The sequence below is a fragment of the Cupriavidus cauae genome (genome assembly GCF_026210475.1).
GTDB lineage: Bacteria > Pseudomonadota > Gammaproteobacteria > Burkholderiales > Burkholderiaceae > Cupriavidus > Cupriavidus cauae.
The window spans coordinates 853,035-868,232 of the sequence record NZ_CP080294.1 but is presented as its reverse complement, the minus strand read 5'-3'; the positions used below and the strand labels follow the sequence as shown (position 1 = coordinate 868,232).

8 protein-coding genes, 1 tRNA gene and 3 rRNA genes are annotated in these 15,198 nt (G+C 63.2%); 8 read left to right on the top strand and 4 right to left on the bottom strand.

Annotation, left to right across the window (positions count from 1 at the left end; all coding sequences use genetic code 11):
* The first annotated feature begins 551 nt into the window (after positions 1-551).
* The 7 genes from KZ686_RS19325 (at position 552) to KZ686_RS19295 (ending at position 8,729) form a co-directional block, all read left to right on the top strand.
* Positions 552-2,085: ribosomal RNA gene (locus KZ686_RS19325) — 16S ribosomal RNA — on the top strand.
* A 63-nt stretch (positions 2,086-2,148) separates the two neighbouring features.
* A tRNA-Ile gene (locus tag KZ686_RS19320) sits at positions 2,149-2,225 on the top strand.
* 405 nt (positions 2,226-2,630) lie between these two features.
* Positions 2,631-5,505: ribosomal RNA gene (locus tag KZ686_RS19315) — 23S ribosomal RNA — on the top strand.
* Between the two features lie 114 nt (positions 5,506-5,619).
* Positions 5,620-5,733, top strand: a 5S ribosomal RNA gene (gene rrf, locus KZ686_RS19310).
* The 16S, 23S and 5S rRNA genes sit together here with 1 tRNA gene alongside, the layout of an rRNA operon.
* A 277-nt stretch (positions 5,734-6,010) precedes the next feature.
* On the top strand, positions 6,011-6,358 hold the full coding sequence (locus KZ686_RS19305; protein WP_265635004.1) for a GIY-YIG nuclease family protein: 348 nt from the start codon (positions 6,011-6,013) through the stop codon (positions 6,356-6,358).
* Between the two features lie 188 nt (positions 6,359-6,546).
* Positions 6,547-8,022 carry a DegQ family serine endoprotease gene (locus KZ686_RS19300; RefSeq protein ID WP_265635002.1) on the top strand — a complete coding sequence of 492 codons (1,476 nt, stop codon included), beginning with the start codon at positions 6,547-6,549 and terminating at the stop codon, positions 8,020-8,022.
* Positions 8,023-8,411: 389 nt separating this feature from the next.
* Positions 8,412-8,729: a hypothetical protein gene (locus tag KZ686_RS19295; protein ID WP_149320172.1), complete on the top strand. Its 318-nt coding sequence runs from the start codon at positions 8,412-8,414 to the stop codon at positions 8,727-8,729.
* Between the two features lie 69 nt (positions 8,730-8,798).
* Here the strand turns inward: KZ686_RS19295 and KZ686_RS19290 are convergent, their stop codons facing one another.
* Positions 8,799-10,289: an MFS transporter gene (locus KZ686_RS19290; protein WP_265635308.1), complete on the bottom strand. Its 1,491-nt coding sequence runs from the start codon at positions 10,287-10,289 to the stop codon at positions 8,799-8,801.
* A gap of 224 nt (positions 10,290-10,513) precedes the next feature.
* Positions 10,514-11,002, bottom strand: a complete 489-nt coding sequence (locus tag KZ686_RS19285; protein WP_265635000.1) for a MarR family winged helix-turn-helix transcriptional regulator — start codon at positions 11,000-11,002, stop codon at positions 10,514-10,516.
* Positions 11,003-11,273: 271 nt separating this feature from the next.
* On the opposite strand from KZ686_RS19285, the gene KZ686_RS19280 reads away from it, so the two are divergent.
* On the top strand, positions 11,274-12,125 hold the full coding sequence (locus tag KZ686_RS19280; RefSeq protein WP_265634998.1) for a phytanoyl-CoA dioxygenase family protein: 852 nt from the start codon (positions 11,274-11,276) through the stop codon (positions 12,123-12,125).
* A gap of 159 nt (positions 12,126-12,284) precedes the next feature.
* On the opposite strand, the gene KZ686_RS19275 is transcribed toward KZ686_RS19280, so the two are convergent.
* Complete coding sequence (locus KZ686_RS19275) at positions 12,285-13,148, bottom strand: IclR family transcriptional regulator (RefSeq protein WP_226109536.1); 864 nt, start codon at positions 13,146-13,148, stop codon at positions 12,285-12,287.
* 340 nt (positions 13,149-13,488) lie between these two features.
* Positions 13,489-15,066, bottom strand: a complete 1,578-nt coding sequence (locus KZ686_RS19270; protein WP_265634996.1) for an MFS transporter — start codon at positions 15,064-15,066, stop codon at positions 13,489-13,491.
* Between the last annotated feature and the right edge of the window lie 132 nt (positions 15,067-15,198).

The window sequence follows — 15,198 nt, the reverse complement described above, 5'->3', positions numbered from 1 at the left end:
GATCGATCGGCGGGGCCGGATTGATTCCATCGCTGGCGCTTGACTGATCCCATCCCTGGCACCCCATCGATTCGAGGAGTGATCGATGCGACTTGTGAAGCGGCATCGCGGGGTCCCGAAAAAAGCGCTTGCAATGGCTGTCACGCTCCCTTAATATTCGCCCCCTCGCAGCCGAACGGCGGCGGGGTTGGCGGGGTTGGCGGGGAAGGCGAAGGCGCTGCGGTGCTGGAGCCGCAGCAAAAAAGTGCTGACAACCTGTTGACGAGAAGCGAAATGTTCTGCATAATCTCGTTTCTCTGCTGCTGACAACGCAGCGACGCGAACGGCAAAGCCGGCGCGTGAGTTCTTTAACAAACGAACAACCGATAAGTGTGGGCGCTCGATAGCGGCAGTCACAGTCGATTCTTCGGGATCGGCGACAGCTCAAAAGTTATCAAGTGCTCGCACAGCAAAACGTGGCTTCATCGGCGTCAAGACGATGGAGCCAGTCAGTTTTCTGAGAGTGAGCGACCGCTCGAAAGAGCGAGGTGCTTCGGCACCACAAGGGATTTGAACTGAAGAGTTTGATCCTGGCTCAGATTGAACGCTGGCGGCATGCCTTACACATGCAAGTCGAACGGCAGCGCGGGCTTCGGCCTGGCGGCGAGTGGCGAACGGGTGAGTAATACATCGGAACGTGCCCTGTTGTGGGGGATAACTAGTCGAAAGATTAGCTAATACCGCATACGACCTGAGGGTGAAAGCGGGGGGACCGGTAACGGCCTCGCGCAATAGGAGCGGCCGATGTCTGATTAGCTAGTTGGTGGGGTAAAGGCCTACCAAGGCGACGATCAGTAGCTGGTCTGAGAGGACGATCAGCCACACTGGGACTGAGACACGGCCCAGACTCCTACGGGAGGCAGCAGTGGGGAATTTTGGACAATGGGGGCAACCCTGATCCAGCAATGCCGCGTGTGTGAAGAAGGCCTTCGGGTTGTAAAGCACTTTTGTCCGGAAAGAAATCGCGCTGGCTAATACCTGGCGTGGATGACGGTACCGGAAGAATAAGCACCGGCTAACTACGTGCCAGCAGCCGCGGTAATACGTAGGGTGCGAGCGTTAATCGGAATTACTGGGCGTAAAGCGTGCGCAGGCGGTTTTGTAAGACAGGCGTGAAATCCCCGGGCTCAACCTGGGAATGGCGCTTGTGACTGCAAGGCTAGAGTGCGTCAGAGGGGGGGTAGAATTCCACGTGTAGCAGTGAAATGCGTAGAGATGTGGAGGAATACCGATGGCGAAGGCAGCCCCCTGGGACGAGACTGACGCTCATGCACGAAAGCGTGGGGAGCAAACAGGATTAGATACCCTGGTAGTCCACGCCCTAAACGATGTCAACTAGTTGTTGGGGATTCATTTCCTCAGTAACGTAGCTAACGCGTGAAGTTGACCGCCTGGGGAGTACGGTCGCAAGATTAAAACTCAAAGGAATTGACGGGACCCGCACAAGCGGTGGATGATGTGGATTAATTCGATGCAACGCGAAAAACCTTACCTACCCTTGACATGCCACTAACGAAGCAGAGATGCATCAGGTGCCCGAAAGGGAAAGTGGACACAGGTGCTGCATGGCTGTCGTCAGCTCGTGTCGTGAGATGTTGGGTTAAGTCCCGCAACGAGCGCAACCCTTGTCTCTAGTTGCTACGCAAGGGCACTCTAGAGAGACTGCCGGTGACAAACCGGAGGAAGGTGGGGATGACGTCAAGTCCTCATGGCCCTTATGGGTAGGGCTTCACACGTCATACAATGGTGCGTACAGAGGGTTGCCAACCCGCGAGGGGAGCTAATCCCAGAAAACGCATCGTAGTCCGGATCGTAGTCTGCAACTCGACTACGTGAAGCTGGAATCGCTAGTAATCGCGGATCAGCATGCCGCGGTGAATACGTTCCCGGGTCTTGTACACACCGCCCGTCACACCATGGGAGTGGGTTTTGCCAGAAGTAGTTAGCCTAACCGCAAGGAGGGCGATTACCACGGCAGGGTTCATGACTGGGGTGAAGTCGTAACAAGGTAGCCGTATCGGAAGGTGCGGCTGGATCACCTCCTTTCCGAGCACGACTTGCTCAAGTCGAGCGTTCACACTTATCGGTTGGTTCGAGTGTTACAGCCAAGGGTCTGTAGCTCAGGTGGTTAGAGCACCGTCTTGATAAGGCGGGGGTCGTAGGTTCAAGTCCTACCAGACCCACCAGTCTTAGATGAGGGGATTAGCTCAGCTGGGAGAGCACCTGCTTTGCAAGCAGGGGGTCGTCGGTTCGATCCCGTCATCCTCCACCACCCGCCTGACAGCAAGCATTGCTGTTGGTGCGAGCCAGACCTGGCAGTCGTCAAAGGCAAGCGCTTGACTTGAGCGTTTGCCTTTGGCGTTGGCCAAGACGATGTGCGCATGCACGTTGGCTGTTCTTTAACAAAATGGGATGTAGTAAAGGTGTCGCGACGCGTTGATGAGGCGCGTAGACGATCGATTCTGATCGCGCGATACCGGGTTGTGATTGTATCAACCAAAGTATTTAAGTGATCGAAAGATGACTTGGAATACGGCACAAATGCGAGAACTCAACCTGTAGCGTAGGCGTTGTAGACGCACTCGTTATAGGGTCAAGCGAACAAGTGCATGTGGTGGATGCCTTGGCGATCACAGGCGATGAAGGACGCGGTAGCCTGCGAAAAGCTTCGGGGAGCTGGCAAACGAGCTTTGATCCGGAGATGTCCGAATGGGGAAACCCGGCCCGTATGGGTCATCCCACACTGAATCCATAGGTGTGGGAAGCGAACGCGGCGAACTGAAACATCTAAGTAGCTGCAGGAACAGAAATCAACCGAGATTCCCAAAGTAGTGGCGAACGAAATGGGATGAGCCTTGTACTTTTTAGCAGTGTGGTTAGCAAAACGGGATGGAAAGCCCGGCCATAGCAGGTGATAGCCCTGTATGCGAAAACCGCGTTGTGGAACTAGGGGTACGACAAGTAGGGCGGGACACGTGAAATCCTGTCTGAAGATGGGGGACCATCCTCCAAGGCTAAATACTCGTGATCGACCGATAGTGAACCAGTACCGTGAGGGAAAGGCGAAAAGAACCCCGGGAGGGAGTGAAATAGATCCTGAAACCGCATGCATACAAACAGTCGGAGCCTGGAAACGGGTGACGGCGTACCTTTTGTATAATGGGTCAGCGACTTACATTCAGTGGCAAGCTTAACCGGTTAGGGAAGGCGTAGCGAAAGCGAGTCCGAATAGGGCGATTGAGTCGCTGGGTGTAGACCCGAAACCAGACGATCTATCCATGGCCAGGTTGAAGGTGCGGTAACACGTACTGGAGGACCGAACCCACTAACGTTGAAAAGTTAGGGATGAGCTGTGGATAGGGGTGAAAGGCTAAACAAGTCTGGAAATAGCTGGTTCTCTCCGAAAACTATTTAGGTAGTGCCTCGTGTCTCACCTTCGGGGGTAGAGCACTGTCATGGTTGGGGGTCTATTGCTGATTACCCGCCATAGCAAACTCCGAATACCGAAGAGTGCAATCACGGGAGACAGACATCGGGTGCTAACGTCCGGTGTCAAGAGGGAAACAACCCAGACCGCCAGCTAAGGTCCCCAAGATTGGCTAAGTGGGAAACGAAGTGGGAAGGCTAAAACAGTCAGGAGGTTGGCTTAGAAGCAGCCACCCTTTAAAGAAAGCGTAATAGCTCACTGATCGAGTCGTCCTGCGCGGAAGATGTAACGGGGCTAAGCCAGTCACCGAAGCTGCGGACGCGCCTTGTGCGCGTGGTAGGAGAGCGTTCCGTAAGCCTGTGAAGGTGTCTTGTAAAGGATGCTGGAGGTATCGGAAGTGCGAATGCTGACATGAGTAGCGATAAAGGGGGTGAAAGGCCCCCTCGCCGTAAGCCCAAGGTTTCCTACGCAACGTTCATCGGCGTAGGGTGAGTCGGCCCCTAAGGCGAGGCAGAGATGCGTAGCTGATGGGAAGCAGGTTAATATTCCTGCACCGTCGTATGATGCGATGGGGGACGGATCGCGGAAGGTTGTCCGGGTGTTGGAAGTCCCGGTCCCTGCATTGGAGAAGGCGCTTTGGCAAATCCGGGCGCGGAATTCAAGGATGTGGGGCGAGCGGCCTAGTGCTGCGAAGCAATCGGAAGGGGTCCCAAGAAAAGCCTCTAAGCTTCAGTCATACGAGACCGTACCGCAAACCGACACAGGTGGGCGAGATGAGTATTCTAAGGCGCTTGAGAGAACTCGGGAGAAGGAACTCGGCAAATTGGTACCGTAACTTCGGGATAAGGTACGCCCTGGTAGCTTGACTGGCCTGCGCCAGAAGGGTGACGGGGTTGCAATAAAATGGTGGCTGCGACTGTTTAATAAAAACACAGCACTCTGCAAACACGAAAGTGGACGTATAGGGTGTGACGCCTGCCCGGTGCCGGAAGATTAAATGATGGGGTGCAAGCTCTTGATTGAAGTCCCGGTAAACGGCGGCCGTAACTATAACGGTCCTAAGGTAGCGAAATTCCTTGTCGGGTAAGTTCCGACCTGCACGAATGGCGTAACGATGGCCACACTGTCTCCTCCCGAGACTCAGCGAAGTTGAAGTGTTTGTGATGATGCAATCTCCCCGCGGCTAGACGGAAAGACCCCATGAACCTTTACTGCAGCTTTGCATTGGACTTTGAACCGATCTGTGTAGGATAGGTGGGAGGCTTTGAAGCGAGGACGCCAGTTCTCGTGGAGCCGTCCTTGAAATACCACCCTGGTTTGTTTGAGGTTCTAACCTAGGCCCGTGAATCCGGGTCGGGGACAGTGCATGGTAGGCAGTTTGACTGGGGCGGTCTCCTCCCAAAGTGTAACGGAGGAGTTCGAAGGTACGCTTGGTACGGTCGGACATCGTACCTAAAGTGCAATGGCAAAAGCGTGCTTAACTGCGAGACCGACAAGTCGAGCAGGTGCGAAAGCAGGACATAGTGATCCGGTGGTTCTGAATGGAAGGGCCATCGCTCAACGGATAAAAGGTACTCTGGGGATAACAGGCTGATACCGCCCAAGAGTTCATATCGACGGCGGTGTTTGGCACCTCGATGTCGGCTCATCTCATCCTGGGGCTGTAGCCGGTCCCAAGGGTATGGCTGTTCGCCATTTAAAGAGGTACGTGAGCTGGGTTTAAAACGTCGTGAGACAGTTTGGTCCCTATCTGCCGTGGGCGTTGGAATCTTGACGGGGGCTGCTCCTAGTACGAGAGGACCGGAGTGGACGTACCGCTGGTGTACCTGTTGTCTCGCCAGAGGCATCGCAGGGTAGCTATGTACGGAAGAGATAACCGCTGAAAGCATCTAAGCGGGAAACTCGCCTGAAGATGAGGATTCCCTGGAGCCTCGAGCTCCTTGAAGGGTCGTTCAAGACCAGGACGTTGATAGGCTGGGTGTGGAAGCGCAGTAATGCGTTAAGCTAACCAGTACTAATTGCCCGTAAGGCTTGATCCTATAACCAGTGCGTTTCAATCCGCTGGTGTTGCCGCATACGTGCCATACAGCACAACCCGACGCTACATCCCAATACGCCAGATTGGCCTCAAGCCAGTCCGGCAACCCTTTATGCCTGGTGACCATAGCAAGTCGGAACCACCCCTTCCCATCCCGAACAGGACCGTGAAACGACTTCGCGCCGATGATAGTGCGGACTACCCGTGTGAAAGTAGGTCATCGCCAGGCTCTCCATTCCCAAGACACCCCAGATCTCACAAGGTCTGGGGTGTTTTGCTTTGCGGCGGCGGAAGGCGACCACAATTGCAGCAGCCGAGCAGCCGAGCAGCCGAGCAGCCGAGCAGCCGAGCAGCCGAGCAGCCGAGCAGCCGAGCAGCGAGCAGCGAGTAGCCGAGCGGCACAGGCCCAATAACGCCGCTGCAGTCCAATTCAGAGCGCTTTCCTCCTCACCGCAACTGCCGCACAATGCCGGCTTCGCGGCCGCGCCCTCAATCTCGAACCCAAAGTGACCACGCCATCCGACCATTCCTGGTACCTGTACCTGCTCGAATGCGCCGATGGCAGCCTCTATACCGGCATCACCACCGATGTCGCCCGCCGCTTCGCCCAGCATCGGGCCGGCACGGGCGCCCGCTATACGCGGTCGCGTAAACCGATTGCGATCGCCGCCCAGTTGCGCTGTGCCGATCGGGCGGAAGCATCGCGGCTGGAAGCCCTGGTCAAGCGTCTGCATGCCGCTCGAAAACGCGAGCTATGCGCGATGCTGCCGCAAGCCGAGATGCCGGCCTTGCTGGCATGGCTGCGCGAGGGCGGCCGCCCATCCGACACCGCGGCGTTGCCCTCGAAGTCCTGAATCAATCCTCAATCGAAGCGGCGTGGCGCAGTCAACGGTCCCGGTGGTGACAACCGGCCACCGATCCCGCAGACCCGGCCATCGGCTTCCGGCTATCGCTTTCCTTCCCTTAAGGCTGGTTTAAGTCTCGCCCCCTAGCATGTCCTCGTCGCGCCCGCCGTGGGCGCCGAACCAACGAGGAGAACCAGATGATTCGCCGAACTGTTGCTCGTACGGCCGTTGCCATTGCTGCCCTGGGCGTGTTGGCAGGCGGCTACAACTATCTCCAGAAGGAAGCGGTGTCATCGAGCTATGCCGCGCCGACCCCGGTGACCGCGCAGGTCGGCGCCACTCCCGCACGCGCGATGGCAACGCCGACCGACTTCTCCGGCATCGTCGACCGCTACGGTCCCGCGGTGGTGAATATCAGCGTGACCGCACGCGCGCAGCGCACCGCGGCGCAGCTGCCGCCGGGCATGGATCCGGACGATCCGATGTTCCAGTTCTTCAAGCGCTTCGGCATCCCGTTCCCGTATGGACCGCAGCCGGACCAGCCGCAACTCGCGCGTGGCCTGGGCTCCGGCTTTATCGTCAGTCCGGACGGCATGATCCTGACCAACGCGCACGTTGTCGACGGTGCGCAGGAAGTCGTCGTCAAGCTGACCGATCGCCGCGAGTTCAAGGCCAAGGTGCTCGGCGTCGACAAGCAGACCGACATCGCGGTGATCAAGATCGACGCGAAGGACCTGCCCACCGTGCAGCTGGGCGACCCGTCGCAGGTGCGCGTCGGCGAGCCGGTGGTGGCGATCGGTTCGCCGTACGGTTTCGAGAACACCGTGACCGCCGGCATCGTCAGCGCGAAGTCGCGCGCGCTGCCGGACGACACCTATGTCCCGTTCATCCAGACCGACGTCGCGGTCAATCCCGGCAACTCGGGCGGTCCGCTGTTCAATCAGCGCGGCGAAGTGATCGGCATCAATTCGCAGATCTACAGCCGGACCGGCGGTTATCAGGGCCTGTCGTTCGCCATCCCGATCGACGTGGCCACCAAGGTTCAGCAGCAGCTGGTCGCGCACGGCAAGGTGACGCGCGGACGCCTGGGTATCGGCGTGCAGGAGGTCAACCAGGCCCTGGCGCAGTCGTTCGGTTTGCCCAAGCCGGCGGGCGCCCTGGTCAATACGGTCGAGCCTGACGGCCCCGCGGCGAAAGCCGGCCTGAAGCCGGGAGATGTGATCGTGCAGATCGACGACGACCCGGTCGACCGCTCCACCGACCTGCCGGAGCACGTGGCCGACCTGAAGCCGGGTACCGAAACGAAGCTGAAGGTCGTGCGCGAGGGCAAGCCCGTCACGCTGACCGTCAAGGTCGGCGCGGCCAACGAGCAGACCGTCGCGCAGAAGAGCGATGGCGCCGAGTCCGGCGGCAAGCTCGGGCTTGCGGTGCGCCCGCTGTCGCCCGCGGAGCAGCGCGAGAGCGGCATCGCCGGCGGCCTGGTGGTGGAGGGCGCGTCGGGTCCCGCGGCACGCGTCGGCATTCAAGCCGGCGACGTGATCCTCGCCTTCAACGGGACGCCGATCAAGTCGGTCGAGCAATTGCGCACGATGGTGTCGAAGGCCGGCAAAGAGGTCGCACTGCTGGTGCAGCGTGACGACATGCAGCTGTTCGTGCCGATCGAATTGGGCTGATCGAATTGCGCCGATCGATCTCGCTGATCAAATCGCGCAGATCAAGTTGAGCTGACTGAAGGCGCGCAAGGCGTCGCGAGCGGGCATCGACAGGCCCGGGCGCGACGCTTTTTTGTCGGTCAGCTCTCACGCCTCGACGTACACGTCGAGGTGTACCGCAGGTATACGGGCAGGTATACGCCCACGTATACGACCCCGTATACCTGCCGTATACGCGCCAACGTATACGGGAGGTATACGTATACGTACCCACCCGGAAAACGTTGCCCAGAGCGGTTTTCCGGGCTGCATAGCCACACAGGAACGCAATCACGGCGTATCATCACGACTGCGATGCATGACGAGGCATCGGTGCCATCGTCTTGTGGACTCGATCGAAAAGGAAGTCTATGCAGTTGGATCTCACGCGTGCATCTACGGTGACGGCGAACGACCGGGCGCGGCGCATGCCGCGCGCGACGCCGTCGCCCCGTCGTCGCAAGAAGGTAGAGGTCACCTACTGGGAGCGCGGCTATCGTTCCCACTACTACCGCAACGAGCGCGGCGACAAGCTGGGCGAAGTACATCTGTCCGAGCGCGGCGAAGTCCCCGTGGTCTATCGCTGGGCGGCCGGCAACTACTCGGGTGCCGAAGGCTCGCTGGCGCACGCGCGCATGCGCGTCGAAGAGACCGTGGGCTTCGGCATGCGGCAGCTGCCGCTGTTCTGACGACGGCAACGCCGCCGGACAACACCCTCACCTCGACCGCAGCCCCTGCTGCGGTCCCTCGCGGCGCGCTCAATCGAGCCGACGCTGCCACAGCATCGCCGCCGCCGCGCACAGCGCCAGCAGCGCGATCCAGCGATACAGATCCTCGCAAGCCATCAGCCTGGCCTGTTGATCGACCAGCCGCGCCAGCCATGTCAGCGCGAACTGATGCGCATGCGCGGCGTCGAGCCCGCGCGCGGCCAACGTGCCCTCCATCGTGCGCATCCATTGCTCTGTCTGCTCCGGCCGATTGCCGAGCGCGTCGACAATGCCCTGGTGGACCGCGAACTGCCGGTTCTGCAGCAGGATCGCGCCGAGCGCGGAAGCGAACGAGCTGGCGATCTGCCGCATCAGGTTCTTGCTGCGATAGCCGTGCGCAAAATCCTCGGCCGATAGCGGGCGAAACGTCAGACCCGCGATCGGGATGATCACCATCACGCCGAACAGGCCCTTGCCGACCAGGCCCCACGCGAGCGCGCCGACATCGGCATCGGGCGGCAAGCGCGAGAACCACCACGCCGCGCCGGCCATCACCAGCAGGCCCGCGGTCATCAGCGGCTTCTTGCGGGGCAGGCGCGAAGCGCTCTTCAGATAGATGGCGATGCCCACGAGGCTGACCGCGGCCGACAACGTGTTGAGCCAGCCGGTCGTCTGCAGCGGCAGCCCCAGCGCCTGTTCGGCATAGATCGGAAACAGGTAGCCGCTCAGGTTGTTGATCAGGTAGTAGACGAAATACATCGCCAGGCCGGTCAGGTAAACCGGATGGCGCAGGTTGCGCAGCGCCAGCAGCGGCTTGCCGTGATGCCACTGGTGCCAAAGGAACAGCGCCAGCAGCGCGGCGCCGCTGGCGGCGAGCGCGGCGAGCCGCAACGGGTGCGACAGCACATCGAAGCGCGCCTCGCTCAACGCGGCCTGCAGCGCAACGATGGCGACGCCGAACAGCAGCAGCGGGCCGATCGCGGGGGCCTGCGCGGCGTCGCGCGAGGGCTCCGCATCGGGCAACAGCCACCATGCAGCGAACGCAGCCAGCGCGGCGAAGGGCACCACGCCGAAGAACACGTCCTGCCAGACGCCATGCTCGATCAGCGCGGCGGCAAAGGCCGGGGCCAGCGTCGAGGCGCCGAAGATCCCCAGCATGAAGATGCGCAAGGCACGCGGCCGGTCGGCGGGGGAGAACATCAGATTGACCAGGATGCGGCAGCTGGTAAACAGCGCGCCTCCGCCGAGCCCCTGCAGCAGGCGCGCGGCGGCGAGCTGCGTCACCGAATGGCTGGCCGCGGCGGCCAGCGCCCCGGCAATGAACAGCAGCAGCGCGCCGGTCAGATAGCGGCGATAGCCGAAGCGCTGCGCCAGCCACGGCTGCTTCAGGATCGTCAGCATGCTGCCGACCGCGTAGGCTGCCTGCACCAGCGCGAAGCTGCGCGGATCGCCGTCGATGCCGCCGACGATATGGCTGGCGGCGAAGACGAACATGATGTTCTCGAGGAATTCGACGGCGGTGGCCAGCGCCAGCAGCAGCATCAGCAACGTCTGGCGTTGGCGGTGGCCGAGCAGTTGCGGATGCAGCCGCAGCCCGAGCCCCAGCCCCAATCGCAGCGGCAGCCGCAGCCGCAGCCGTAGCAGTACCCGTAATCGCAGCTGGAGCCCCAGCCGCCACCACAGCCGGCACCACAGCCGGCACCACAGCCGGCACCACAGCCGGCTGCGGCGCAGCCGCGTGGACCCGCGCGATACGACCTGCGCGCTCATGATTGCAGCGTGTCCAGATGCTGGTGCAGTTTCGCGAGCGCGCGCGTCGCGCCTGCCAGTCCCGTCTCGCCCAACGGGCCCCATGCTTCCCCGTACGCCGCATGCACGACCGGCGCGGCGCGCTCGACCAGGCTGCGCCCCGCCGCGGTCAGCCGCAGCTCGAGGCTGCGCCGGTCCTGCGTCGAGGCGCGGCGGCGCAGCAGGCCGCGCGCTTCGAGTCCGTCGAGCAGCCGCGTCATCTGTGTGCGGGTCGCATCCAGCGTGGTGCTCAGTTCCGACGGCATGCTCGGCTGGCCTTCGTCAGCGGCCAGCATGCTCAGGCACAGGTACTGCGACATGTCGAGATCGAAGGGAGCGAGCGCTTGATCGATATGCGCGCGCAGCAGCCGCGCCGTGCGCATCAGCAGCCGCGCGGCCATGATCAGGTCGCGCGGCGCCTCTGGATGGGCGGCGCAGAAGCGGTCGATGCGGTCTTCGAAGGACATGGTTCGATCCCGGGATATAGTTACAAACGTAATTATATCGAACGATATCAATTCTCGCCCTGATGCTGCCGATCCGGCCCCGATCCCCGCGCCGATCTCCAGCCCGGCGCCGGCATGCGCGCCAGGACAAGCTCCATCCCTAGGCCGCCCGCACACGCCGCGCCCGCTTCTGGCATCATCCGGTTATTGGCGCGCGAACCGTCCCCTTCGCGCCTTGCTGAACCCGCGGCAACGCTAATCGCCTCGCCGCCTTGCCCGTCCCGCTGTCGCCATGACGACCCCTGCCTCTCCCCAAGATCCCGAAGCCACCGGCGACGCCGCCGCACCGCCCGCCACGTCCTCCTTCGACGCACAAGAACTCGAGGCGCTCGCCGCGGCGTTTCACCGCGACGGCTTCGTGGTGTTGCGCGGCCTGGCGGAGCCCGCCTTGTGCGACGCGATGGAGCGCATCGCGCGAGCCCAGCTCGAGGCTGCGGTCGAGCCGGTCGAATACGAGGCCGAACTGGGCTATCCGGGGGCGCCCCGCAGCCGTGACGCTGCGGGCGGTGCGACCGTGCGCCGCCTGCGCCAGGCCTATGACCGCGACCCGGTGTTCCAGCAATGGGCGACCGATCCGCGCGTGGCCACGCTGGTCACCGCGCTGCTCGGCGAGCCGGCGCAGCTGACGCTGGCCCACCACAACTGCGTGATGACCAAGCATCCGACCTATGGCAGCCAGACCGGCTGGCATCGCGACACGCGCTACTGGTCGTTCGCCAGTCCCGAACTGGTGACGGTGTGGCTGGCATTGGGCAACGAGGACGAGCGCAACGGCGCGCTGCGCGTGATACCCGGCTCCCATCGCGTTGCGCTGGAACCGGGGCAGCTCGATGCCGCGGAGTTTCTGGTCGACAGCCATCCGGCCAGCGCGGCGCTGCTGGCGGGGGCGACGCCGCTGTCATTGCAGCGCGGCGACGTGCTGTTCTTCGACAGCCGGCTGTTCCATAGCGCGGGGCAGAACCTGTCCGACGCCGTCAAGCTGTCGGTCGCCTTCGCCTACCTGGGCCTGAGCAACCGGCCGCTGCCCGGCACGCGGTCGGCGCAGCACGGCATGGTGCAGCTGCCGGGCCCGATGGCCAGTTGAAGCGCTGAAGCGCGGAAGCGCGGAAGCGCGGAAGAAAACCGGGGAAGGCGCAGCCTTCAGGCCCGCAGGACCACGTGCGCGGCCCTCGGGTGCGTGGCCCTCGGTGCGCAGCGCTCGAATTCGCAGCCCTCGGATTCGCGGCCCTCGGATTCGCAACCCTCAGGTGCGCAGGCTGACCAGGTTGGTAATCTTCTCGGACGCTTCCAGCAGCGGCGGCAGGAAACGGCGCACCATTTCCTCGGCGCTGGTGCGGTTGGCCTGGCCGCTGATGTTCATCGCGGCAATGACCTGGCCGGCCCGATTGCGGATCGGCGCCGACAGCGACACCAGTCCTTCCTCCAGCTCCTGATCGTTCTGCGCCCATCCCTGTGCGCGGATGCGCGCGATGATCGCCTTCAGCTCGTCGATATCGGTGACCGTGCGCTGCGTGCGCTTGCGCAGATCGCTGGCGTGCAGCACGCGGTCCAGCTCCGTGTCGGACAGCCCGGCCAGCAGCACGCGGCCCATCGACGAGCAATAGGCGGGCAGCCGGCTGCCGATCGACAGATTGATCGTCATGATCTTGCGCGCGGGCACGCGCAGCACGTAGACGATCTCGGTCCCGTCCAGCACCGACACCGAGCAGCTCTCGTGCACCTGCTGCGACAGCGCCTCCATGATCGGCTCGGCCAGGTTCCAGAACGGCATCGACGTCAGATAGGCGAAGCCGAGGTCGAGAATCTTCGGCGTCAGCCGGAACAGCCTGCCGTCGGCCTCGACGTAGCCCAGGCCCACCAGCGTCAGCAGGATGCGCCGCGCGCCGGCACGCGTCAGGCCGCTGGCCTGCGCGATTTCGGTCAGGGTCTGGGCGGGACGCTGCGCGTTGAAGGCGCGGATCACCGACAGCCCGCGTGCGAAGGACTGGACGTAGCTGTCGCTGGGCTTCTCGGCGGTGCCGGTGTTGCCGGTGTTGCCGGCATTTCCGGCGGCCTGGGCGGCGGACGGCTGGGAATCCTTGGAATCGTTCGGGGCGTGGCTGGCCATCGAGGTATACGGCTGGATGCCGAATGCGCACGGAAAGGCCGAAAGAGTAGTGGAAAAGGCCGCAAACCGCCAGAGGGGCATGCCGCAATGCCGCGTTGCGCGACGACCCCGAGGCAGGCACCGCCCGGCCGGGACCCGGAGCCCCGGAGCCCCGGAGACCCGGAGACCCAGAGACCCAGAGACCCAGAGAACCGGAGACCCAGAGACCCAGAGACCCAGGGAACCGGAGACCCGGAGAACCAGAGAACCGGCGAACCGGAGAACCGGCGAACCGGCGAACCGGCGAACCGGCGAACCGGCGATCGGGCACCTCGAAGCCCGGCGGCCCGAACGAGAACCCTCAGCGGAAGCTCTTCTGCACCAGCACGAACGCCGCGATCAGCACGCAGACCAGCGCGAAGCCGTGCAGCAGGTCCATGCCCGCCAGCAAGGTGGCCTGGCGGTCCACCTCCTGCGACAACTGCGCCAGGTCCAGGGCTGACAGCCCGCCGCCCTGCTGCAGGGCGGGCTCGAAGCGCGTCACGTGTTCGACCAGATGGGTGCGGTGCGTGGCCGCGCCTTCCTGCATCCACATGCTGGCCAGCCCGGTGCCCGTCGCCGAGGCGATCTGCTTGCAGACGTTCTTGAACTGGTAGGCGTGGGCGAAGTCCTCGACCGGCAGATCGAGGTAGGTCATCGAGGCGACCTGGATCATCAGCAGCACCGGCGTCAGCCCCTCCAGCAGCACCACCGGCACCAGCGCGTAGTCGGGCGCGCCGGGCATCAGCCGCTGCGACAGCAGCATCGCGGCGCAGGCGTAGACCACCAGGCCGGCCGCGATCACCCGCCGCTTGCGGAACACCATCGCCATGCACAGGGTCAGCACCACCGCGCCGATCGCCGACACGGTGCCGCTGACCGACAGCAGCATGCTGGTGGTGCGAAAGGTCAGGCCCAGCCCGCTCTGCGTCAGCGTCGGCAGCAGATAGGCCCAGATCGCCGACAGCAGGTAGTACAGCGTGTAGAAGCCCAGGCCATACAGATAGCGCCGGCCGAGCAGCCGCGACGGGTCGATCCATGGGTCCTGATGCCGATGCAGGCGCCAGGCGCAGAACAGCAGCAGCGCCAGCCCGGCCGCGGCCATCAGCGGCATGTGGGGCGTGCTGAAGAAGCGCGTGTAGCGCATCTCCTGCAGCGTGTGCAGCAGCACCAGCGCGCCGGCCGCGGCGCTGAGCGCGGCGGGCCAGTCCAGCGCCGATACCGGCGGATGCGGGTCGCGGGGGCCGCGGCGGGGGTAGGTCAGCGCCACCAGCGCCAGCACCGGCAGCGCGATCACGGCCTGAAACAGGAAGACCGCGCGCCAGCCGATCTCGTCGAGGAAGATGCCGGTCAGCCAGGGCGTCACCGCCAGCAGCCCGAACGAACCCAGGCCGAAACGCAGCAGCAGCGGGGCGCGCTCGGCCGGCGCCGTCAGCAGCTGCACCAGGATGCGCGAGGCCGCGAACAGGCCGCCGGCGCCCAGGCCCTCGACCGTCTTGCCGACGATCAGGCCCGTCGGCGAGCCGGCCTCCGCGCACAGGATCGCGCCGAGCACGAACACCACCAGCGACGCCATCGTGAAGCGCTTGTAGGTGATGCGCCGCGCGATCTGGTCGAGCAGCATGTTCATCAGCACGGCCGCCGCGGCATAGGCGCTGACCGCGTACAGGTAGTCGCTGGGCGTCGCGTTGACGCCGCCCTGGATGTGCTGGCTCGCTACCGCCATCATCAGCGTCGACGAGAAGTCGAGCCCGGTGACCAGTCCCAGCGTCAGGCCGAACGCCGACAGGCGCAGCGGTCCCATCTCGGGGTGAGAGGCGAGGCGCAGCGAAGGTGGCGGGGCGGGGTTCGGGGCGGGATTCGGCGCGGGATGGCCGGCCGGCAGCGGTTGGTGGGGCATGGGCGCCAGCTTAGCGACGCGCGCGTGCGGGAAAAACCGCCTGGGCTGGAAACTTCGTCCGGCTGCCGGAACAATCGGCGCGCGGCCGGATGGAATGCGTAGGGAACGTGCGGGGAGCCCGCAGGGAAGGCG